The sequence below is a fragment of the Streptomyces smaragdinus genome (assembly GCF_009604385.1).
Taxonomy (GTDB): domain Bacteria; phylum Actinomycetota; class Actinomycetes; order Streptomycetales; family Streptomycetaceae; genus Streptomyces; species Streptomyces smaragdinus.
Genome location: NZ_WEGJ01000003.1, coordinates 389,434 through 412,621 on the forward strand (window position 1 = coordinate 389,434; position 23,188 = coordinate 412,621).

Here is a 23,188-nt window from a genome sequence, read left to right on the forward strand (position 1 = left end):
CCGCCCGCTCCGAGGACAGTCGCCCCCGCACCTCCCGCTCATCGACAGGAGTACGAGTGAAGTCGAGCAGCACCACACTGACGGTCGCTTGTTGGAACATCGAGAAGAACGGCCGCGGAGCCGCCGGGCGAGCGGACGGGCCAGCGAACGGCGCATCAGATTCTCGCGGCGCAAGGTGCCCACTTGGTGTTCCGCCAGGAACTTACCGGCGCGTGGGACACCGGAAAACGCGACCTGTACGAGGAGGCCGCCGCGCTCGGCGGGCTGACCCCGTTCATGGCGGCGCCGAGGGAAGGCCGCAGCACTAACCCGGTCGGCTTGATGATCGACCCTGATCTCTTCGAGGTCGTCCGTGTGACCGACCACGACCTGCCCTGGAAGCCGATCCACCATGTCGAGGTCCGGCTCCGCGGCTGCCCTCGTCCTCTCCATCTGGCTTCGGCACATTTATGTCATTTCGATCCCGACCTGCGGGCCACCGAGGCCCGCCGCCTCACATGCCTTGCCGATTACCGCCGCACCGCGCTCATCGGCATGGACGCCAACAGCTACGCACACCGCACAACGGACGAGATCGCCAGCCCGATCGACTGGAACCAGGTTGAGGACGCCGTCCACTACCAGCACCGCACCATCGAGCGACATGGCTGGCGGGTCAACGGCACCCGTCCGAGCGAGATTCTGACCGGCGGGAAAGGGATCTTCACCGACCTCGCCCACTACGCCGCCACAGTTCTCGACCAGACGGAAGCCCTGTCCCCCACCGCCAGCCTCCGGCGCACGGACCAGGGCCCTCCCCAGCGCATCGACGTGATGATGGGCACCCCAGATCTCGCGTCGGCTCTGATCGGTTTCGAAGTCGTCTCCGACGCGGAAGTCCGTGCCGTGACTGACCATGCCCTTCTGATCGCCAGGTTCGACCTCGCTGAACTGCGCCGCATCCTGGCCTCCGCCCACTGATCGGCCCGGCTCCCAACGCCCCGTGGCCCAGCAGATACGAGTCCGGATGCGACCCAAGACTCCGGTCCGGGATAGGCGGCCCCGCACCTTCCGCGTGCGGAGCACGGCACCTCGGGCCGGTGGCCGGGAATCACCTTCGCGGCGGAGCGTCCTTCGTACGCTCCGAGTGCGGGTGTCCGGCAGCGCAACATCCGCATTTTCACCCGAAGAGACGGGAGTTTCCCATGAGTCCCCAGATCACGCATACCACGCAGGCGGCAGCGCCTGCGGCTGCGCCGTCGGACGGCTTCGACCTGGACGTCACCCTCGTTGAGGTGTCGGACACCGCCGGCCTGATCAACCTGACGGACGACAACTGCGGCTCCACCTGCGGTGCCTGCACCACCAACGTGGCCTGACCCAAGGCACGCGTTGCCCCAGGCCGGGACCTCGTCGCTCTCCGAGCGGGGCCCCGGCCGCCCACCCGGACCAAGGAGGCTGAGATGGCCAGGAGCACCATGTACCGTGCCGGGAAGACCGCTCTCCTCCGTGCGGTCACTCAGCCCGATCTTCCCCTGCCGCCGTGTCCTGATCTCGATGATCTGTCCCCGCAATGTGCGGCTGCCCGCCTCGCGTGGCTACGCCAGGTGTGGTCTGAGGAAGTCGTTGTCGAAGCCCTGACGTTCGCCAGCCCCGTCCTCGCCTCGCAGGTGCATGCTCTGTGTTCGTCCAGCACGCCGACAGAACGCCACGTGCGGCGTGCGGTGGTCTCCGTCGTCCGCTATCTGCTCCGCGCGGAACACCGGGCCACCCCGTTCGGGCTGTTCGCCGGTGTGGCGTCGGCCTCGGTCGGTCCACGGGCACGGGCGAAGTGGGGATCGGAACACTCGGTCGTGGGCCGGGCAAGCGCCGAGTGGCTGGCCGCGGTCGTCGGGCGCCTTGAGGCGTGCCCGGAGCTGCTCGAGCATCTGGCCGTGGTGGTCAACAACACCTCGATGACGCGGAGCGATCGGCTGATCGTGCCGTACAAGTCCGACGGCCAGGGCGCCCAGGGACGGGCGGTCGAGGTGTCCTTGTCCCTCACCGACCCAGTGAGGTCGGTGCTGCGGGAAGCCCGCGCACCGATTCCTGCCGGTCTCCTCGCCGACAGCCTGGTTGCCGAGTTCCCGGCTGCCGGGAGGGACAAGGCTCAGCACCTCGTAAGAGAGTTACTGCGGAACGAGGCGCTGATCACCAGCCTGCGTGCGCCCAGCACCGAGACCGACGCACTGGAGTTCCTGCTGCGGCAGCTTGACGCCGTCGGGGCAGACGACGTGGCCCCCATCGCCAGCATGGTCCGTGAGCTCCGCCACTTGCACGAGGGATTACGGGACTGCTCGACGCGGGACGGGAGGTCCCGGTCCGCAGCACGGATGCGGAGCTTGGTGCCTGGGCTTCGCCGTCACCCCCTGGCTCTCGACGTATGTCTGGACGCGGACGTCGAGCTGCCGGATGAGGTCGGCCACGAAATCGCGCATGCCGCCGAGGTCCTGACCCGGGTGAGCCGGCTTCCGTACGGGACGGCTTCGTGGAAGGCGTACCAGCGTCGTTTCTACGAGAAGTACGGCATCGGCACGATGGTCCCGCTCAGCGAGGTCATCGCCGACAGCGGAACAGGCTTTCCCGACGGCTATCCGGGCACCCCGTCCGATGCGCGGCGCTCTCGCCTCTCCGCACGAGACGACACCCTGGTACAGCTGGCACAGGCCGCCGCTCTCGACGGCCGGGACGAGGTGGTACTCACCGACGAGCTGGTGGCCGCCATGAACCTGGGTCCTGACTCTCCGAGAGTGCCGCCGCACCTTGACGTGGGTGTGCGGGTGCACGCCGCCTGCATTGAGGACCTCCGCCAGGGACGCTTCAGGCTGGAGGTGACGAGCGTGTCGCGCGGTGCCGGTGTCACCATGGGCAGGTTCCTGAGCGTGCTCCCTCCCGAAGACCGCAAGGAACTCTCGGCAGAGTTGGCCGACCTTCCGGCCGCCGACGCCGACACCATCCCCGCTCAGGTGTCCTTCTCCCCGCTGCTGCCGACGACCGCCCATGTCACCCGGGCCCCGCAGCTTCTGCCCACCCTGGTCAGCATCGGCGAGCACCGAGCCGGCAGCGAAGGGATGCTCACGCCCGACGACCTGGCGGTGGCGTGTGACGGTCGCCGGATGTATCTGGCTGCTCCGGAGTCCGGACAGCGGATCGAGGTCGTGGGGATGCACGCGCTGAACCTCCGGGAGCACACTCCGCCGGTGGTTCGCTTCCTGACAGAGCTGTCCCGGGCCCAGTGCGCGCAGGTCACGCTGTTCGACTGGGGTGCGGCGGAGAAGATGCCGTTCCTCCCGCGGCTGCGGTACGGCCGTACGGTGCTCGCCCCGGCTCGGTGGCGTCTGGTCGCGAGTGACTTACCCGGCACCGACCGTCCGCAGGCGGAATGGAACACCGCCGTCGAAGATCTGCGGTCCCGATGGCGGATGCCACAGTGGGTCGAACTGGCCGAGGGCGACCGACGTCTTCGTCTGGACCTCGGCGAAGCCGGGCATCGGAACCTGCTCCGCCGTCATCTGGGGCGCGCCGGAACTGCCGTCCTGTTCGAGGCCCCGGACGCCGACGCGTACGGCTGGTGTGGCGGGCGAGCCCACGAGGTCGTGGTACCTCTCAAGGCGACGCGTCCGCCCGCATGGCCGGCCTTGCCGACTCCCTCCCCAGCGCGCATCTTGTCCCCGGAGCAGGTGCAGACGCCGGGCGTCTCATCCGTTCTGCTGACGACCCTGTACGGCGATCTACGCCGCCAGGATGCCCTGCTTGCCCAGCACCTTCCGGAGCTGCTGCATGAGCTGGGCGATCCGGCGTGGTGGTTCATCCGATTCCGCGACCCTGATCACCACCTGCGGATACGCATCGCGCTACCCCGCCCCGAAGCATTCGGCGAGACGGCCCGCGCCATCGGCACCTGGGCAAGGACACTGCGCACCACCGGCCTGCTGTCCGACATCCGATTCCCCACCTCGTACCGGGAGATGGGCCGTTGGGGCTCGGGCTCGGCCTGGGACGCCGCCGAAGAGGTCTTCCGCGCGGACTCGCGGGCTGTCCTCGCCCAGTTATGCCTGCGTCAGCGTCCGCCCCGGCAAGTACTGGTGGCCGCGCACACCATCGCCGTCGCCACTGCGTTTCTCGGCAGCACCGTGGCCGCGATGCGTTGGCTGGTCGACCGAATCCCCCCGACCGCGCCCGCCTCCGTACCGCGACCGCAGTTCGCCGAGGTCGTACGCCTGTCCGACCCGTCAGGTGACTGGGCGGCACTGCGTGACGTGCCTGGTGGAGACACCATCGTGAAGGCGTGGGCTGACCGGGACGCGGCACTGGCCGCCTACCGGCGGCACCATCCCGGCCCGGACACCAAAGGCATCCATCCGGACGACGTCCTCTCCTCCCTGCTGCACGTCCACTTCGTACGACACGTCGCGGTCGATTTTCCCGAAGAGGACATCTGCCTCTATCTCGCACGCGCCACCGCCATGGCTTGGCTGTCACGGAGGACCCCGTGATCCACCCTCTCGCCGCCCGGACGGCCGAGTCCGTCGCCGAGCTGCTCGCCGACCCGGCGCCGGCTACTGCGGACTCACACCGCCAGCACCTCGCGTACGGGCCCACCGGGATCGCCCTCCTGCACATCGAGCGGGCCGCCCTCGAGGAAGGCTCGTGGCAGCGAGCTCACTCCTGGCTCACCGCCGCCACGCACGAGCCCTTCACCAGCGGTCCCGGCAGCCACCCCTTCTACGGCGCGCCCGCCCTCGCCCACGCCCTGGCCTGTGTCGCCGAGCATCTGCCGGATGCGTACCGAGGCGCCCGGAAGGCCCTACACCGGCAACTATCAGCTGACGTGCGCCGCCGCTTGGAGTCTGCGCATCGCCGCGCCGACGCGAAGCACCTGCCGGAGCTTGCCGAGTTCGACACCATCCGGGGCCTGGTGGGCTACGGGAGTTACCTTCTCCGGCATCACCCGTCGGGTTCCGAGATCCGTTCCGTCCTCGATTACTGCGTTCGTCTCACCGAGCCGATCGTTCACGAGGGCGAGACTCTGCCGGGCTGGTGGACGCTGACCGGCCCCTCCGGCCGGCCGGACGACCGCTTTCCGGGCGGCCACGCCAACACCGGTATGGCCCACGGCATCGGCGGCGTCCTCGCTCTGCTGGCCCTCGCCGTGCGACGCGGAGTCACCGTGGAAGGACACCGCGAAGCCATCAGCGTGATCCTGGGCTGGCTGGACCAGCACCAAGGGGCGACCGGATCCGGTGTCGCCTGGCCGTATTGGGTCACCCGGGACGAGTTGCGCGCCAACCACTCGACTCCAGCACCACCACGGCGTCCCTCTTGGTGCTACGGCACGGTCGGCATCGCACGAGCCCAGCAACTTGCAGCCCTCGCTCTCGGACAGGCCGGCCGCCAGATCGCGGTGGAGACCGCCGCGGTGGCCGCCCTTGCAGACCCCGCTCAGCTGAAGGTAACGACGGACACCGGCCTGTGCCACGGTGTCGCCGGTCTGTGTCACGTCGCGGCCCGGATCGCCGGTGACGCCCACGCTTCAACCGCAGGCCAGCTCCGTGCAGCGATCCCTCCGCTCCTGGACTCGGTCTGTCCACCGGGTTCCCCTCCGGAGGAGCTGGCCAAGGAGTTGTTGCGGAACGAGGAAGCCGGTAACGGATTACTCAACGGCACCGCCGGTACGGCCCTGGCACTGCTCGCCCCGGCGACGACCGGCCTGACCAGGTCCTCCTGGGATTCCTGCCTGCTCATCGCCTGATCTACCAAGGGAAGGACCTCCGCCATGCCGCCGGACCGCTGGCACCAGCACAACATCGTCTTCGCCGACCGTACGACCCGAAACCACGCGATCGCCGAGCGCGTCGGTCCTGCCCTCCACACGGCTGCGGAGGCCGGTCAGCTCGCCGGCTGGTGGTTCATGCACAAGCAGCCACTACCGCTGAGGTACCGCGCAGCCCAGCCATCTCCGCTGGTCGAGTCCGTGCTGGACAAGCTCGTTGACGACGGTGCGGCCCAGTCGTGGACACGCGGCGTCTATGAACCGGAGACCACTGCCTTCGGCGGCCCAGAGGCGATGACGGCCGCGCACGACCTGTTTCACGTGGACTGCCGCTATCTGCTCGCCCACCAGCCGGGCCCCGCGCGGTTAGGGCTGCGGGAGACCACCGTGCTGCTCGTCAGCGCCATGATGCGCGCCGCCGGTCTGGACTGGTTCGAACAAGGTGACGTCTGGGCGAAGGCCGCCGCGTTCCGGCCGGCGGCCGGGACCCTGGCCCCTGAACGCGCCGCCGTCCTGGTCCCGGCCATGCAGAAGTTGATGACTGCTGACGCCCAAAGCCTGAGCCGTCCGACCGGACCACTCCGTGAGCAGGCCGAGTGGGTGACCGCCTTCGAGACAACCGGCGCGGCACTCGCTCGGCTCGCAACCGTGGGTGGGCTGACGCGCGGCCTCCGCGCCGTGATCGCCCACCACGTGATCTTTCACGCCAACCGCGCTGGTCTTCCGTTCGACGACCAAAGCACCCTGTTTCACATCGCACGAGAGGTAGTCATGGGATCGAGTGACAACACCGCGTCGTCCGCCGAGGGCGCATCCGCGACCACTAGCTTCGGGGAGGTGAACACCGACACGATCACCACCCCCGAGGCTGACGCGACGCGGCTCCGTAACGCCCTGGTCGACGAAATCCGCGCTTCCGGAGGCGCCCGTACTCCCCGGGTCGAGGCAGCTCTGCGCACCGTCCCCCGGCACCTGTTCGTGCCGGACGCCGCCCTCGAAGACGCGTACGCCAACGCACCGGTCAACATCAAGTACGACACCGACGGCACATCGATCTCCTGTGCCTCTCAGCCCGGGGTCGTCGCACTCATGCTGGACCAGCTGGACGCACAGCCCGGCGAACGCATCCTCGAGCTCGGCGCCGGCACTGGCTACAACGCCGCCCTGATCGGCCACCTGGTCGGCAAGGCCGGCCACGTCACGACCATCGACGTCGACGACGACCTGGTGGAAGGGGCTCGTCAGCACCTCGCCGCAGCGGGATCCGCCAACGTGGAGGCGCTGACCCGCGACGGTGCCGTCGGCCACGCCGCGGGCGCTCCGTACGACCGCGTCATCGCGACCGTCGGAGCGCACGGCGTCCCGCACGCCTGGATGCAGCAGCTCGCCCCCGGCGGACGGCTCGTCGTCCCCCAGCGCCTCAAGGGCAGCGTGTCCCGCTCGATCGCCTACGAGAAGCACAACGGGCGATGGACCAGCGTCACCAGTGCGATGAACACCTTCATGCCGCTCCGGCGCGGCATCGCGGACGATGACCGGCGTGTCATCCCGTTGAGCACGGACGGGGCCGTACGACTCCAGGCGCCGACCGGGCAGGCGATCGACGCCGAGGTTTTGGCCGGGGTGCTGGAGCAGCCTCGCTGCGAGGAGTGGACCGGGATGATGGTCCGCGCCATGGAGTCGCCGGAGTGGATGGAGCTGTTCGTATCCTGCTCGCTGCCCAGTGGCCTGATCCGAATGCTGTTCCCGAAGGATGCCAGGGGAACCGTCCTCACCGAGGACCCGTACCCGTCGTCAACCGCAGCCGTGGACAAGGGCGCGGTCACGTATCTCACCCGCCGACTGTCGGATCAGAAGACCCCTGAGGGAGGCAGGCTCTGGGAGTTCGGCGTCATCGGGCACGGTCCCGGCAGCGACGAACTGGCCGCGCGCGTCGCCGACGCCATCCGCACCTGGGACCGCGAGTACCACGGGCGTGAAGCGACCTTCGAAATCCAGCCCCTGGACGCACCGCCGATCGATCAGGCCCCCGGTCTGTTCGCTCTCGACACCCCGCTGAACCGCATTGTTGTCGACTGGCGGTAACGACAGTTCCGAGGTGTGAGTGGCGGTTCCTGCTGCCCTTGGCAGCAGGAACCGCCACCCTCCTCACCTGAATTCGCAGTCATTGCCCTGGAGGCCCCATGGATCCGAAAGGACCGATAGCAAGGCGTTTTCCGCTCGTTGCCCGCTTCCGGCCCGCCTGCCTGCCGTTGCCCGCCCGGGTAGGTTCTCTGTCGGAGTTCGCCGACAGAGCAGTCGAACAGGCTGATCAAGGGCTGGCCTCAACTGTCTTCAACCAGGCCGCACTCCTCGCATCCGATCTCGGCCTTCCGGAGCTGGCCAGGTCGATGTGCTACCGCCACGCCGCCGCTTATCTCGGCACCTGCCCTCTGCCTGCCATGAGCGCCATCCGTGGGCTGGAGCCGCTGGTCAACCTCGCCCGCCTGCAGATCCGCGCCGGTGCGAACGACGACGGCCGCAAACGGCTCCTGGACCTGTACGAAGCCGTCGGCGCCGGGAACTCCGCCGTGTTCGAGGGCATCACCGTGCCGGCCGAGCTGACCGCCACGGCCGATGACCGACGCGAGGTCCGTGCCTGGCTATGGCGCGTGGTGATCGCCGACGGCACACGCACCCTCACGGCCACCGGTCGCTGGGCCGAAGCTCTCGCCCACCTCGAACAGCACAAAGGCGTCGGCCTGAGAATGCTCGACGGACGTCAAGTCGCTGTTATGACGGCGCTCACGCAGGGCGACCGGGATAAGGCGGTGGCACTGCTGGCGGGCACAACTCCCGGCGAACCCTGGGAACAAGAGGTCACCGACTGCCTGGGTTTGTTGGCGCACCCTGATGCGGGGCGATGTAACGACACGGGTGCGACCGAATTGGTGAAGAGGTACGTCAGCCGTGAACCCGGCCCCGGGCTGACTGTCTTCGACACGCGACTCGGTCTCACCATCTTGGATACGGTCGGACCCCAGTCCTCCGACGCACGAAAGCTCGTCGACGAGCTAACCCGACGAGTCTTGGATGCCAAGCACGGCTACTCTGCCCGCGACTTGCTGTCGCACACGCTGTTCAGCACGCTGGCCACCCCGACCGAGTCCCGTACGTGCAGTGATCTAGTCTGGTTGTGCGGCCTGCAGACAGGGGTTCTCCCCGGCGAACTCGCCGATTCCCTTTCATCAGCCCTTGATCGCAGCGAGGTCGTACTCATCCGCTCCAACACACCTGAAAGATCACAATCCCCGCTTCCCCGCCCCTGATCCCCGGACAGACGAATATCGGGCCAGGTCGACAAGGACAGTTAAGGGCAGAAACAAACACGGCAATCGGCCGCTCTGCGCGCCTATTCACCTGCTCATACTGGTGATTGTGACAACGTCGACCGACAGATTCGCGGCCATCCGCCATCTGGCTGAGACACGCGTCCTCACCGACACGGTGAAGATCTACATCCCGGGGACCCTCGATCCCGACACATGGGAAACCCTGCCCGACATCGTGTTGTGGGAGGGGCCCGGGATGGTCCTGCCGGACCGGTCCCCCGACATGACAGTGACCGTCCAGGACGGGCAGAGCACACCCGTTACGGAGACGGGCCGGTATCGGATGTTCACCCCCGTTGCGGCTCCGCTGGCCACGCTCGAGCACACGGTGACGCTCACCGCTTCCGCTGACCCGGCCGCCGTGGGCAGGAAGTGGCTGGTCGACTCGGTGGAGCGGTCCAGTGTGCCGGTGCTGCGGCTGACGTGGCTGACGTACGACACGACCTTGAACGACGGGAGCTGACGTTGGTCGATCTCGCACAGGTCCGGACGGACCTGGAGGCCCTGATGACGGACACGGTGCGGGTGCGTCGACTCATCGGAACCGATATCACCGGCGCTCCTGCCTGGACGACGATCTACGAGGGGGTGGGGGCGCTGCTGTCCACGCATGGTCAGATCGTGGTGTCCCAGCTCTCTGGCGTGGATTGGTTGGGTGAGGCGTCCGCCTGGTACCAGCTGATGACGCCGCTGAGCGCGCCCGTGGCCGATCCTGGCGATCAGGTCCAGGTGGTCACGGCAGCAGCGGAGACGGCGGCTTTCGAGGGCAGGACATGGTTCGTGGAGGCCCGCACCCAAGCGGCTACCGTCGAGGTGGTGCGGGTGACCCGGCTGGACGAGCAGAACGGCACGCTGGCGGTGGGTGTATGAACGACCCGCCGGAGGACCTGAAGCGAGTGCGGATCGCCCCGGCCGGAGGGCGAGCCGTCGTAGCGGTCGACGGCCACGACGTGTCCAGTCTCGTGCGGGCCTATACGGTCCACCAGGAGGCAGGGGAACCATCGACGGTGGTGCTTCAGTTCACCGAGCACGTCCCTACCGAGGTGGAAGGGCTGGCCCGTGTGGTCGTGGGTGTCCCGCCCGACCCGGGGCCGGCCGCCGCGGCGTTCCTTGAGGCGATCGACGCGAGACAGCTCGAGGAAGCGGCGCTGTCGCGTCCTGATCTACTCGACGGACGGCCACACGAGCTGACTCGGGCGATGCTGCGGTTGCTGACGGATTGGGCGCGTGGGGGATGGACTGGATGGGAGCCGGCCGACGATGATGCCGAACCAGATCCCGCACCCTGACTCGGGGGTCTACACCAACGGGACGCAGATCGCGGCGGCTCTGGACCGACGGGCGGTGCTGACTCTGCCGCAGGCAGTGTCGGCGGTCCGACACTTCACGATGCTGCTGGAAACCCGGATCAAGGCCAACGCCAGTGGTAGGCCGGGACCGAACGCACCGACCGGTGACTACCGTCGTTCCTGGACCCACGCGGTGTACGTGTCCGGGACGGACGTGATCGGTGTGGTCGGGACGAACAAGCCTCAGGGCAGGCGGCTGGAGTACGGGTTCGTGGGCACCGATACTCAGGGCCGCACATACAACCAGCGCCCGTATCCACACGTCGGACCGGCCGTTGAGGTGGTTCGCCCCTTGTTCCTCGAGGCAATGCGGCAGCTCACTGAAGGAGGCGGGGCGTGAGCATTCCCGGCCGGCAGATCGCCCAGGCGATCATCCAGACGGTCATCACGGCATCGGGCCGATCCTGCGGCTACAGCACGGTGCCGACCAGTCTGTCGCAGCCGACCGGAAACCAGTTGCCGTATCACGTGCTGTACGAGCTGGGGCAGACGGTCAGCGGGCCGCCGTTCGGTGACGCCGCCGGTGACGCGCGGCTTCTGGTGCAGGTCACCACAGTCGGCAACAGCCCAGAGGCCGCCTCGTCGGGAGCCGACCGGGTCCGGACGGGCCTCCTGGGCCGTTCACCGGACGGCAGCGACTGGCTGTTCTCGATCGTCGCACCTGCTGGGTACGCGGTCGTGGGTCGTGAGCTGGACCGGGAGGACGGGATGAGTGTCGCGGGTTCGACGTACAGTTATGTGCAGAGGTTCGCCGTGCACGTCACCACTACGGGGTGACGGAGCTCGGCTGACTGATCCTCACCGCGGAGGCAATCGCGGACGCTCGCACGACGTGACGGGCCGGATCCCTTGGACGGGGACGGCCCGGCGTGCTCCGGCCCGGTCCCGGAGAGCGAGCATCGATGCCCGAAATCACCACGCAGAAGCGGTTCATGCGCCGCGGCGTGACGAAGTTCTTCTTCCTCACCACCCTCGCCGGCCTGACGTCGGGACCGACACGCGTCGAGCTGACTGCGGGTACCGATCTGTCCGCGAAAATCAGCGATGTCGAGGGCTTCGCGCTGGAGAACTCCCCGATCGAGACACCGGACATGGCGACGGACTACACCGGCTCCATCCCCGGCGAGGACAAGGCCGAGAACAGTGCCTTGACCTTCTACGAGGACCAGGTCGACGACTCGGTCGAGACCCTGCTTCCGAAGGGGGCGGAGGGCTACATCGTGATCCTTCGGAAGGGCGACGTGCCGCAGTCGAAGAGCATGGACGCCTTCCCGGTCCGGGTCGGCTCCCGCTCGGCAACGTACACGGTCGCGGCCGAGCCCGCGAAGTTCAAGGTCAGCTTCAACATCACGGCCAAGCCGGCGCTCGACCTCCCGGTCCCGGCTACGGCATGAGCGGGATGACAACGAGCCCCGAGCCGCCGCCCGAGGCCGTGACCCGTGATCCGCACTGGGCGGCGAAGATGGCCCGGCTGCGGGCACGGCGACTGCCGGAGCGCACCGTGGCGTGGGTGGACGACCAGGCGCTCAAGCGTGAGGTCGGGGACGCCGCGATGGTGTTGGCGAAGGCCCGCGCGGAGGCCGAACGGCTGGCCGGTGAACACGGCGTGGGCGCTGAGCGGCGGGAAGCGTGGATCGCTGGTCAGCCGGAAGTGCTGGCGGCCGATGCGCGGCTCGCGAAGGCGAACGCGGCGCTGGAGGAGGGCACTCTCACGCTGACGTTCCGCGCGCTGCCCCGTCCGGTGTGGGAGGCGCTGCTGCGGGAGCATCCGCCGACGGAGGACGGCGCGGATCAGGGTCACGAGTACAACGTGGAGACGTTCCCGGCGGCGCTGATCTCCGCCTCCAGCGTGGACGGCATGAGCGTGGAGGAGGCGCAGGAACTTCTCGACAGCTGGGCGGACGCGGATGCGAAGTCGATGTTCACGGCCGCCTTGATCGTCAACCAGACCGGCAGGGCCGACCTGGGAAAAGGCTGACCGAGGACGCCAGCTTCCGGGCCGAGATGGCGGTCTGCGCGTCCTACGGGATTCCGCACAGCGTCTTTCTCGGTGCGGACACCGGCGGCCGGTGGACGGCGCTCGACCGGGCGAAGGCGCTGGCGTGGGAGGCGTACCGGCACAGCGTGTGCGACGGCTGCGGCACCCGTCGCGCCGAGTGGGTGCCCGATCTCGGGGGCGACCGGTTCGCGTATGTGCCGGAGCCGGTGCGCTGCCCGGGGTGTGAGCTGATCGAGATGGAGCGGGAGCAGGTTCCCTCGGGAGCTGAGGGGCGCGGGGTGAAGATCGGGCTGCGGCCCAGGAAGGCGTGACGCGTGGCGTCCGGCTACAACCTTTACGTCAACCTGATGGCGTCCACGGGCGGTCTTACGGCTGGTCTGCGTCAGGGTGCCGCTCAGTTGCGGGCGTTCGACGGCCAGTTGGCTTCGACGCAGCGGGGTCTGAACCAGGTGCGGATCGCCCAGCATAACCTCGCGCGTGCTCAGGCGGCGGCATCGGCGCAGATGCTGGCCGCGCAGTCGCGAGTCAGTACGGCGGCGCAGCGTGCGAGTCAAGTGCAGCAGCGGGCGGCGCGGGCACAGTCGGTCGCGGCAAGTACGGCGGCGCGGGCCGAGCGGGCACGGGCCAGCGTGCTGCAGGCTGGGGAGCGGGCGGCGCGTGCGCGGGTGGTAGCGCAGACGATGGCCGACCGGGCCGCGCGTGCCAGTGGCCGCGATGCCGAGCGTGCTGCTCGTACGGCTGCGGCAGCACAGCGGGCCGCGACCCGGGCGGCGGACGATCACGCGCAGGCGGTGCGGCGGGCGCAGGCAGCGCGGTCAACGGCGCAGCGGGCAGCGGCGCTGGCGGCGCAGTCCGAGGAGCGGGCCACGCAGGCTGCCCGGCAGAGGGATGAGGTTGATCAGCGAGCGGCCCGCACGCGGCAGGCCGCTGCCGTACGGACGCGGGAGGCGGAGGCCGCCGTGGTACGGGCGCGGGACGATGCGGCCCGGCGGTCGGCACAGCACGCTCTGGTCCTCGGCGCGGCGCTGGGCGTGGGGGTGGCGCAGGCGATCGCGCTGGAGCGCGCGATGGCAAACGTGATGACGATCAGCCAGCAGATCACCGGCGACAACATCGGCGCCTTCACCGACCAGATCGTAGAGCTGTCGACCAGGCTGCCGCAGACGGCGCGGCAGCTCGCCGAGGGCCTGTACCAGGTGGTGTCGACCGGGTTCGATGGTGAGGAGGCGCTGCGGATCCTTGAGGTCGCCGCTCGGGGCGCGGCGGCCGGTCTAACGGATTCGGAGACGTCGGCGCGGGCGCTGCTCGGTGTCCTGAAGGCGTACGGGATGCCTGCCTCGCAGGCGTCGGACGTCATGGACGTCATGTTCCAGACGGTCAATCTGGGTGTTGTCTCCTTCGAGGAGCTGGCTCAGCAGCTCGGTGATGTGGTGCCGATGGCGGCAGCAGCCGGAGTCGAGTTCGACGAGCTGGGTGCGGCGTTCGCGGCGGTCACTCTGTCCGGTATTCCGGCCGCCGAGGCTGCGACCGCGCTGAACATGCTGCTGACGCGGATGATGGCGCCGACCTCCGACCTGCGGAACGCGATCCGGGACCTGGGATACGAGTCGGCGGCCTCCGCGCTGCGGCAGGATGGTCTGTACGTCGTCGTCAACAAGCTGAACCAGGCCGCAGGCGGCACCGCCGAGGGGCTGCAGCACATGTGGCGGGACATCCGTGCCACGCGTGCGGCTCTGGCATTGGCTGCCGCGGACGGTCGGAACTACCAGGACACCTATGCCGGGATCGCCAGCGAGGTGGCGCGCGCGGACGCCACGCAGCGGGCGTACGCAATCCAGACGGACACTGTGGCCGGGCAGTGGCAGCTGTTCGCCAACCAGGCACGTGCCCTGGGGATCGACCTGGGGCGGGCGCTGCTGCCCGCACTGCAGGCGGTCGGAACCGCCCTCCACACGGTGGTCGGCGCGGTGGAGGACCTGCCAGGTCCGGTGAAGTCCACGATGGCGGTGATGGCGGCCTCCGCCGCCGTGGTCCTGCTGTTGCGTGCCGCATACCAGAAGGTGGCGGTGCAGATCGCGGCGTTCCGGATGGCTCAGGCCGCAGCTGTGGCCTCGGGCACGCGAATGCCGGTCGTTCTGGCCGGCGCGGGTCTGGCCGTGTCCGGGCTGCTGACGGTCCTCACCCTCGGCGTTGCTGGGTATGCGGCGTACACGGCCTCGAAACAGAAGGCGAAGGACGCCACCGAGGATCTGGTCAAGGCCCTCCAGTCGGAGCGAGAACAGGGTGGTTCCGGTGTGGGCATGCGGGAGCTGGTGGAGCAGCTCACCAACGACGGCGCGCTGGAAGAGCTCAAGAAGGTCGGCATCGAAACGACCGAGGCGATCGACGCGATCACCGCTGGCGGCGGGAAGCTCGCCGCCCTGAAGTCGCGCCTGGACCAAGCAGCGATGAAGCACGCGAAGGCGGTGCGAAGGGGTGATAGCGACACCACCGCCGAGGAGCTGACGCAGTGGTCCGACGCGAAGAGGCTTCTGGAACAGCGGCACAAGGTGTGGTCCGACGCCGTGAAGAAGGAAGCCGAACTCGCCGATCAGCAGGCCATCGTGGCTGCCCGGATCAAGGAGCAGGCCGCGAACTCCGGTGGACTGTTCGATCTGATGTCGCTGGCGGACGTCGACAAGACCGGTGCGGTACAGGTCACCGACGAGATGAAGGCCCTCGCCGACGCGGTCGGCTCGGCCGTCGAACCGAGCGACGCGTTCCATGCCGCGCAGCAGCGGGTGGCTGAGTCGATGCAGAAGGCAGGGCAGGACGCTGACCAGGCGCGCGTCAAGCTCAAGGACTACGTGCAGGAGCTTCGGTCCCAGCTGCAGGCGCAGCGCGACTTCCAGGGCAACCTCAGCGAACTGGCTGTCCAGGGCTACGCGGATCTCGCCGACCACTTCGCTGACCTCGGCATCGACGCCGCGCCAATGCTGGATGAGCTGGCCAGCCAGCTGAAGAAGGGCAACCGGAAGGTCGCCGACGAGCTGCGCGACATCGTCCTGGAGGATATGGAACGGTCCAACGAGGGCTACCGTCTCGGCCTGGCGGAGACCGCCCGTATCGCCGACGAGTACGGCGACAAGGTCGCCCGAGCATGGGCGAAGGCGTCCGAGCGCAACGACCCGGTGGCGTTCCAAAAGGTCTTGGGCGACATGGCAATGCTCGACCTGGGCCGCGCCGTCGAGAAGTCGGTCGGCAAGGCGCGCGACGAGTTCGACAAGGGCCTCAGTCTCCTCGCACAGATCGCCCGGAAGAAGGGCACGGACGCGGCCGGTGCATTCGAAGACGCTCTGCTGTCGGGAGATGTCGAGCGTGCCATGGACGGCCTGAAGAGCGTGTGGGGCGCGGACCTGCCGGTACCGGAGGCCCAGCTCAGGAAGATCGTTGGTGCGTTCGCCGGTGCGGGGCGCGATGCCTACGCGCAGTGGTCCGGTGCCCTGGACCTGATCGCCACAGTGGCACGAGAGAAGGGCAGCCAGGCCGCCGCGTCCCTGACAAGCGCCCTGCTGTCCGGCGACATGGCCGCGGTGAGGTCGAGCCTGGATGCCATCGGCCTGTCGGTAACGAACATCCCCGGCTCGAAAGACATCCGGATCACGGTCACGTCCTCTCCTCCGCCCCCGGTCGTCGTACCGATCCTCTACAAACGGCAGGCGACCTCCTGGGACAAGGACGCCAACGGCGTCCCCGACATGATTCAGGCCCCGCAGGCCGACGGCAGCGTCCTGGAGTTCTACGCGGCCGGCGGCGTACGACGGCGCGAGGAGCACGTGGCGCAGATCGCTCGAGCCGGTGCGTGGCGCGTCTGGGCGGAGGACGAAACCGGTGGCGAGAGCTACATCCCCCTCCACCCCGCCAAGCGGCACCGATCGCGGGCGATCGCCGAGGAGACCGTGCGGCGCCTGGGCGGCGACCCGTCCACCATCCGCTGGCTGGCGGACGGCGGCCTGTCGGGCTGGGACTACAGCCCCACCGAACATGCCGGACTGCGGTCGGTATCGGACGTGCGGTCCTCCTCGACGAGGACCGTCAGGGGAAGGGAGGTGTTCGACCTCGGCAAGTTCGAGGCGAGCCTGAAGAAGGCCGCCTCCGCCGCATCGTCGTGGCGGTCGAACCTGGCGAAGGTCGCCAAGCGTGCTGGGCAAGACGTCGCCGACGCCCTGGAGGATATGGGCGAAGACGGTGTGGAGCTCACCCGCAAGATGGCCACGGGCAGCACCAAATACGTCCAGCAGATGACGGACGCCCTCACCAAGATGGGCCTGGTCGCCAAGGCGACGCTGTCCGACTACACCGCTCAGCTGAAGAAGGCAACCAGCGGGCAGACCGCGTTCGAGAAGAACCTCGCCACCCTCGCCTCCTGGGGATACGGGGCCCTCGCCGCCCAGCTCGCCGAGCAGGGCGACGCCGACGCCATGACGATCGCCGCAGAGGCCGCGAAGTCGAAGTCCAAGGCGGGGACGGCGAACTCGGCCGCGAAGGCGGCAGACGCCACCGTGCCGGCCGGGGACCTGGCGGACCTGGTGCGCATCATCGGGGCGATCAAGTCGTCCACGACAGGACTCCACACCGTCGCCGACGTCCTGGAAATGGACGAGGACGAGATCATCCGGATCGCGACCACAGGACAGGCCCGAATCAAGACAGCCCTCGGTTCCCGGGCCGCGAGGTTCCTGGATGACCTGGCCAAGGCGAACAAGGGACTGGCCTACAGCGGCGGCGGCATCCTCACCCCCGGCCTGTATGCCACGTCCAACGGCATCATCCGTTTTGCGGAGCCGATCACCGAGGCCGAGGCGTACATACCACTCGGCGCTTCCTCGAGGTCCGCCGCCGCCCGGGTCCTGGAGGATGTCGCGACCCGGTTCGGCTACCGGCTCACGAAGTCCGGCGTGAGCGGTCCAACCCGCCTCGTGGACGCGCGTCCCCAGGGTGGGGTTCAGGTCGTCGTGGTGAGGGAGCAGCCCTCCGCGCTCGTCGGCTCGATGCCCGTGACAGTGACCGCAGGCGCCGACCGAAAGACCGGCGTACAGGTCGGAGAGGCCGTGATGCGTCGGCTCCGTGCCGCACAGCGGGGAGGCCGCATCTGATGGCCGCCCTCGACGAGGATATGCAGCTCGAGGTCGCCGGCGTGCTGATGGGGCCGGGCACCTGCTACCCGATCGCTGACATCACCGGCTTGGGCGTGCCCGACATGCGCACGCAGGACGTGGACCTGCCCACTGACGACGGCGCGTTCGCCGGCGCTGACTACCTGATGCCGCGGCAGGTACAGATGGAGGTCGGCATCAGGACACCGGGTGATCCGGCCGCCGCGACCGACGCGCTCGCCGCACTGAACGAGGCCGCCTCCGACACCGGCGTACGGCTCGCGGCCGGGCAGTCAGCCGTGCTGCGCGCACTGTGGCCGGGGCGCGGGCAGGCCCGGCGCCTGTACGGGCGGTTCCGTGTGGTGGAGGTCATCACGATGCAGCACGTGCGGTACGGGTGGATCCCACTGCGGCTGGAGTTCGTGGCCACCGACCCCTCGTGGCACGACGACGTGGAGCAGTCCCTCAGCCTGCCGCTGGCCATCGCGACCACCCAGCTCGGCTTCCGTGCGCCCATCACTCCTCCGATCACGACCGGCGTGGTGGACCCGGAGGCCCGATCCCGGTGGGCCACGAACCGCGGGAACCTCCCCGCGTGGCCGTCGCTGACGCTGCTCGGGCCGGTGGTGAACCCGCGGATCATGTGCCCGCAGATCGGCCAGACCATCGCCCTGAATTACACCCTGCCGGCCGGGCAGCGCCTCCAGATCGACACCCGGCCCGGGACCCGCTGGGTGCTGCGCAACGGGGCCTCAGCGGCGTACGCCCTGACCAGCTCCAGCCGCCTGGACCTGTTCCGGCTACCCATCGGCTCGTTCGAGATGACGTGGATGGGCTCCGAGTACACCAACGCAACCCGTCTGACCGTCGCCTGGCGCGACGCCTACACCGCTCTGTGAGGAACCCCCGACATGGCACTGATCCAGCCTCCCCTCATGGTCAACGGCGCCGTGCACTCCGCGCGGATCATGCGGATGATGGCCCGCAACCTCGCCTCCGCGAACCAGGGCATCGTGGAGGGCAACGACCTCAAGGCCCGACAGATGCCCACTCCGGGTGCGGGGGTGGCCATCGGGGACGGGGCCGCGATCGTCACCGGCGCGACGTCGGCGAGCCAGGGCTCGTACACGCTGTTCAACGTCGGGGCCGCGAACGTCCCGATCGCGGCTACCGGTGCCTCCGCCCGAAGCGACCTGGTGATCCTGCGCGTCCAGGATCCGGAGTATGAGGGCACCCGTGATCCGGCAGCCGACGACATCGGCTTCTTCGAAGTGATCCCTGGGGTGTCCTCCACGACGACGAAGCCGCCGGCCGGGTACACCGCCATCCCGCTGGCCAGAGTCGCCATCCCGGCGAACACGGCCACGATCACCGACAGTATGATCACGGATCTGCGGGTGATCGCGAACCCGCGTCGTGAGCGCCGCCTGCACACCGCGTTCCCGGCGACCTTGTCCTCGTACACCTACTCGGACAACCTGTACCGGAACTGGCCGTCGCAGGCGGCCTGGCAGATCCCCATCCCGGTGTGGGCCACATACGCCAAGGCCGTCGTGACCATCGCCGGTCTGCGGGAGAGCAACGGCGACACCTTCGGGTACATGCAGACCGTCCTCGGCACGGACAAGGGTGAAGACACCTGCATCGACGACGACCAGGGCAACTACATTCGGCGTCGGACCGTCGTCATCGCCGACAACATCCCCGTCAGCGCCGCCCAGCGCGGCACCACACAGACCCTGCGTATACAGACTCGGCTGCGATCCGAGACAGGCGACATCCATGTCGATGGCGGGACGTCCCTGATCTGCGACATCGAGTTCACCGAGGGCCTGATCTGAGATGGCCCAGTACCGGTACATCGTGGCGGACGCCCTCACCCGGCAGGTCCACTCCTGGGACCTGCCGGTCACGAGCGTCTCCTTCGGGCCCGCCCGCAACGCCGGCGGCTCGTTCAGCGGCGTAATCTCACCTCGCCTGGCGGCAGTGGTGTCGACGTACGTGGATGCGGGGAACACGCTGCTGCTGGTCGAGCGTGACCGGCGGCTGATGTGGGGCGGTCTGCTGTGGCGGGCCGTCGCACAAGGCCCCGATCTGGTCCTCGAGGCAGCCGGAGTCGGCTCGTACCCACACCGCCGACACGACCTGCACGGCAACCTCAACGCCCGCGGCCCGTACGTCAACGCCGACCCGTGCAACGTCATCCGCGACGTATGGGCGTACCTCCAGGAACAGCCGGACGGCGACCTCGGTGTGACCGTCGACCCCACCGCGTCCAAGGTGACCGTGGGCACGCCCGCCGAGCCGTACAGGGTGGACTGGTGGGAAGCCCCTGTCCTCGGCGAGGTCATAGACGACATGGCCTCGATCGAAGGCGGCCCGGAATGGACAGAGACCGTCGAGTGGGCGGGCGAGACCCCGCACCTCGGCCTCCGGATCGGGTGGCCGCGACTGGGCACACGACGGACCGACCTCATCTTCGAGACCGGCATGAACATCATCGACGACAACGTGCCGGTCGAGTACGACGCCGACGCCCATGCCCAAGTGGTGATCGCGCTCGGCGCCGGGGAGGGCCGCAACCGCCGCCGAGCGGTCGACGCGGTCCGCAACAGCCGCCTGCGGTTGGAGTACGTCCTCGAGGTGCCCGGGGAGAAGGGCACGGACCGGCTGGCATCCCGTGCCCGACGGGAACGAGTCGCCCGGATGGTCAACGGCGAGGTCACCGAGATCGTGGTTCGCGATCACCCGTCCGCGCCCATCGGCTCCTGGCAGGTCGGCGACGAAGCTCGCATCCGGGTCCACGACGCGTGGACCGAGTACGACATGTGGTCGCGGATCGTGGCCTACCAGATCCAGCCGGGCGGCGCTGACGAGAGCGAACGCGCGGTACTGCAGGTGCAACGCGCGGACCGGTTCACGTACGGAGGTAGCTGATGGCGAACGCCGAGCGGGCAGAGATCACTCGCCTGGCAAGGCGGATTGCGGATCTGGAGAGACTGGTTGCACGCGGCGGCCGCACCGCCCGGCTGGCGTACTCGTCCATGGAGAGCGGGGCGATCGAGGTCTACCAGGACGACTCCCTGCGGGCGATCATCGGTGAGCAGGCCGACGGCTCGACCGGCATCACCGCGGTGAACGGCACTGCGCCACCGACGCCGAACACCCCGGTCGTCACGCCGGTCATCGGCGGTCTGCAGATCGAATGGGACGGGACCTTCACTGACGCCCTGGTGGCACCGCTGGACCTGGCCCGCATCCAGGTCCACGTGCTGAACAGCGCCGGTACCGATCCGGACGTCCGCACGCCGGCCGCGACGATCGAGGCCCCCTCGGGCGCGTCGGTGACCGTGCCGGTGCCCGACGCGTACGACGAGCGGTACGTGAAGCTCATCGCGGTGAACACCTCCGGCATCCCCGGCCCCGCATCGGCCGCAGTGGTGGGAGTCGCGAAGAAGGTCACCGACACCGACCTGCACGACGGCTCGATCACCACAGACGCCCTCGCCCTGGGCGCGGTCACCGGGGACCGGCTCGCGGTCAGCACAGACGGGGAGAACCTCATCCTCGACCCGTCCTTCGAGGGCATGCCGACTGTGCAGCGTCTGGCCCGCCTGGCACTGCCGAACTGGACCTTGCTCGACGGCGGGAACGGCACGGCCAAGGCGCTGCGCGTGGACGCTGGCACTGCCCACGAGTTCACCCTCCTCGACCCGATCACCGCGGTCCCCGGCCAGCGGATGTTCCTGGCGGCCGACTACTGCGCCTCCACAGACTGGGCAGGTGATCGCCTGTCGCTGTACGCCGAGTGGCGCGACGCGGCCGGCACGCCGCTGGCGTGGGGAGCTGTGAACACCGGCACGAGCGCCACCACGGTGCGCGGGGCGTGGACCCGGCTGGCGGGCGTCACGTCCGTGGCCGCGCCGACCGGCACCGCGCAGGTCGTGGTGCGGATCAAAAACACCGGTGGCACGGCCGGCACGGTGCTGTGGGATAACGCGGTCGCCCGGTACGTCTCCGCTTCCGCCGCCTCCGGGGCCAGGGCGGAACTCAGCCCGATGGGGCTGCAGCTCTTCGACAGCGACGGTGACGAGGCCGTAGCCCTGGTCACGGGCCGCCCGAACTACCTGACGCTCAGCGCCGACGGCGTGGCCGTCGCGACGATCGACCAGGAAGGCAAAGCCGGTCTGCAGGCGCTGTACGTCGCCGAGACGCTCTCCCTCGGCGGCGAGGACCTGGAGTCGATCCTCGACGAGCGTCCCCGTGGTGTCATCGCCTACGGGCGGCCGACGAACACGGTCACTTCCACTGGCACGGAGATCGGCTACTACGAGCTGCCCGCGCGGATCCAGGCCGGCCGTATGTACCGCATCGCGTTCCTGAGCACCGCGGACTTCGACACGGCCAACAACGGCGAAGCGCGCGTCTACCTGCGCGACGGCGGCGCCTCCACGCCGACCATCAGCTCACCGATCCGGCAGATGGTGATCCTCACCGCGTCGCATACCGGGAACTACTGGACCGCCCACTTGGAGCACGTCACCTCCGGCACCACCCTGGGCACGGGCTTGCACCGCTTCTTGCTGACGTTCCAGTGCTCGGGCGGCAGCACCGGGCAGACCATGGAGCTCGGCCTCGTCGCCTCGGGTCGCTCCCCGTTCTTCGTCGTGGAGGACATCGGCCCCGAGACATCGGCGACAGGCGTCTACAACACTGGCGGCGGGACCTCCGAGCCGCCGGTCCAGCAGTACACGAAGACGTACTCCGCGTCCTGGTCCGGCAGCTATGCGGGGCGCAGCTCCTACAACTCGTACTACGGCAACACCTGCATGCAGGGCTACTACTCGGCGACCAACGGAATGCAGGCCAGCCTGATCGGCTTCCCCGCGGCACTGAGCACGGACCTTTCAGGCGCGACGATCAAGAAGGTGGAGATCTACCTCTACTTCGACCACTGGTACTACAACGCCGGCGGCACCGCCGTGATCAAGGCCCACCGGCACGCCTCCCGCCCGTCGACCTTCTCCTGCGACTCCGAGGCCAAGTCCATCTCGTGGGCGAAGAACCAAGGCAAGTGGGTGGACATCACCTCGGTCTTCGACAGCACCACCTGGCGCGGCATCGCCCTGGACCCCAACAACAGCTCGTACACCTACTACGGCCGCGCCCGCGGCCTCGGCCAAACCAACGCACCTAAGCTCCGAGTGACTTACGTGAAGTAACGACGTAACCGCCCCTGCCTGAATCCCGTCGCATGGAACGAATCGACAGGCAAATCACGGCCTCGGGCACACCTTCACCGTCTTCCGGTCCCCCGCGACAACACAGAGGAGCCTCGCCCTCTCGCCGAGAGCGAGGCTCGTGCGCCTCGCCAAGAGACGCACATCTCTATGTGGGCAAAGCCTTACCGCAGTCCTGAATCTCCCTCAAGATCCGCTTAGCACTGTTCCTAGTCGTTAGAGGCAAACTATCTATTTGATCCATGGACTAGCGTCGCCGCCGACGCCGGCGGGACCGCACCCACAGACCCGCCCCCAAGATCG

General features: G+C 68.7%; 19 protein-coding genes. All 19 read left to right on the top strand.

The window, feature by feature from the left end; translation table 11 throughout:
* The first annotated feature begins 186 nt into the window (after window positions 1-186).
* The 19 genes from SRB5_RS07895 to SRB5_RS07980 all read left to right on the top strand — a co-directional run bounded on the left by SRB5_RS07895 (window position 187) and on the right by SRB5_RS07980 (window position 22,867).
* Entirely contained in the window at window positions 187-960 is a 774-nt protein-coding gene (locus tag SRB5_RS07895) for an endonuclease/exonuclease/phosphatase family protein (protein ID WP_323377255.1), read from the top strand.
* Between the two features lie 224 nt (window positions 961-1,184).
* Complete coding sequence (locus SRB5_RS07900; protein ID WP_153450700.1) at window positions 1,185-1,358, top strand: FxLD family lanthipeptide; 174 nt, start codon at window positions 1,185-1,187, stop codon at window positions 1,356-1,358.
* A gap of 84 nt (window positions 1,359-1,442) precedes the next feature.
* Complete coding sequence (locus SRB5_RS07905) at window positions 1,443-4,514, top strand: lantibiotic dehydratase (protein ID WP_228389863.1); 3,072 nt, start codon at window positions 1,443-1,445, stop codon at window positions 4,512-4,514.
* Window positions 4,511-5,770 carry a lanthionine synthetase C family protein gene (locus SRB5_RS07910; protein WP_323377256.1) on the top strand — a complete coding sequence of 420 codons (1,260 nt, stop codon included), beginning with the start codon at window positions 4,511-4,513 and terminating at the stop codon, window positions 5,768-5,770. The genes SRB5_RS07905 and SRB5_RS07910 overlap by 4 nt, the downstream gene beginning before the upstream one ends.
* A gap of 24 nt (window positions 5,771-5,794) precedes the next feature.
* Complete coding sequence (gene fxlM, locus SRB5_RS07915; protein ID WP_153450701.1) at window positions 5,795-7,876, top strand: methyltransferase, FxLD system; 2,082 nt, start codon at window positions 5,795-5,797, stop codon at window positions 7,874-7,876.
* A 98-nt stretch (window positions 7,877-7,974) separates the two neighbouring features.
* Complete coding sequence (locus tag SRB5_RS07920) at window positions 7,975-9,099, top strand: hypothetical protein (RefSeq protein ID WP_153450702.1); 1,125 nt, start codon at window positions 7,975-7,977, stop codon at window positions 9,097-9,099.
* 109 nt (window positions 9,100-9,208) lie between these two features.
* A complete protein-coding gene (locus SRB5_RS07925) occupies window positions 9,209-9,625 on the top strand; it encodes a DUF6093 family protein (RefSeq protein ID WP_153450703.1) in 417 nt (138 codons plus the stop codon).
* Between the two features lie 2 nt (window positions 9,626-9,627).
* Entirely contained in the window at window positions 9,628-10,032 is a 405-nt protein-coding gene (locus SRB5_RS07930; RefSeq protein WP_153450704.1) for a DUF6093 family protein, read from the top strand.
* Window positions 10,029-10,451, top strand: a complete 423-nt coding sequence (locus SRB5_RS07935) for a hypothetical protein (RefSeq protein WP_153450705.1) — start codon at window positions 10,029-10,031, stop codon at window positions 10,449-10,451. The genes SRB5_RS07930 and SRB5_RS07935 overlap by 4 nt, the downstream gene beginning before the upstream one ends.
* Window positions 10,423-10,851: an HK97 gp10 family phage protein gene (locus SRB5_RS07940; protein WP_153450706.1), complete on the top strand. Its 429-nt coding sequence runs from the start codon at window positions 10,423-10,425 to the stop codon at window positions 10,849-10,851. The genes SRB5_RS07935 and SRB5_RS07940 overlap by 29 nt, the downstream gene beginning before the upstream one ends.
* A complete protein-coding gene (locus SRB5_RS07945) occupies window positions 10,848-11,288 on the top strand; it encodes a hypothetical protein (protein WP_153450707.1) in 441 nt (146 codons plus the stop codon). The genes SRB5_RS07940 and SRB5_RS07945 overlap by 4 nt, the downstream gene beginning before the upstream one ends.
* 125 nt (window positions 11,289-11,413) lie before the next feature.
* Window positions 11,414-11,905 (top strand): phage tail tube protein, encoded by a 492-nt coding sequence (locus SRB5_RS07950; RefSeq protein ID WP_153450708.1) that lies wholly within the window; start codon window positions 11,414-11,416, stop codon window positions 11,903-11,905.
* A 5-nt stretch (window positions 11,906-11,910) separates the two neighbouring features.
* On the top strand, window positions 11,911-12,489 hold the full coding sequence (locus SRB5_RS35840) for a hypothetical protein (RefSeq protein ID WP_194292881.1): 579 nt from the start codon (window positions 11,911-11,913) through the stop codon (window positions 12,487-12,489).
* Window positions 12,490-12,515: 26 nt separating this feature from the next.
* On the top strand, window positions 12,516-12,821 hold the full coding sequence (locus SRB5_RS07955; RefSeq protein WP_228389865.1) for a hypothetical protein: 306 nt from the start codon (window positions 12,516-12,518) through the stop codon (window positions 12,819-12,821).
* 87 nt (window positions 12,822-12,908) lie between these two features.
* Window positions 12,909-17,645: a phage tail tape measure protein gene (locus tag SRB5_RS07960; RefSeq protein WP_194292870.1), complete on the top strand. Its 4,737-nt coding sequence runs from the start codon at window positions 12,909-12,911 to the stop codon at window positions 17,643-17,645.
* The gene (locus SRB5_RS07965; protein WP_153450710.1) at window positions 17,645-18,544 is read left to right on the top strand and encodes a phage distal tail protein; all 900 of its coding nucleotides are present in this window, start codon (window positions 17,645-17,647) and stop codon (window positions 18,542-18,544) included. The genes SRB5_RS07960 and SRB5_RS07965 overlap by 1 nt, the downstream gene beginning before the upstream one ends.
* A gap of 12 nt (window positions 18,545-18,556) precedes the next feature.
* A complete protein-coding gene (locus tag SRB5_RS07970) occupies window positions 18,557-19,486 on the top strand; it encodes a hypothetical protein (RefSeq protein WP_153450711.1) in 930 nt (309 codons plus the stop codon).
* Between the two features lies 1 nt (window position 19,487).
* A complete protein-coding gene (locus tag SRB5_RS07975) occupies window positions 19,488-20,582 on the top strand; it encodes a hypothetical protein (protein ID WP_153450712.1) in 1,095 nt (364 codons plus the stop codon).
* Window positions 20,582-22,867, top strand: coding sequence for a phage tail protein (locus SRB5_RS07980; RefSeq protein WP_153450713.1), 2,286 nt, complete (start codon window positions 20,582-20,584; stop codon window positions 22,865-22,867). Before SRB5_RS07975 ends, SRB5_RS07980 begins: the two co-directional genes overlap by 1 nt.
* Window positions 22,868-23,188 lie beyond the last annotated feature (321 nt).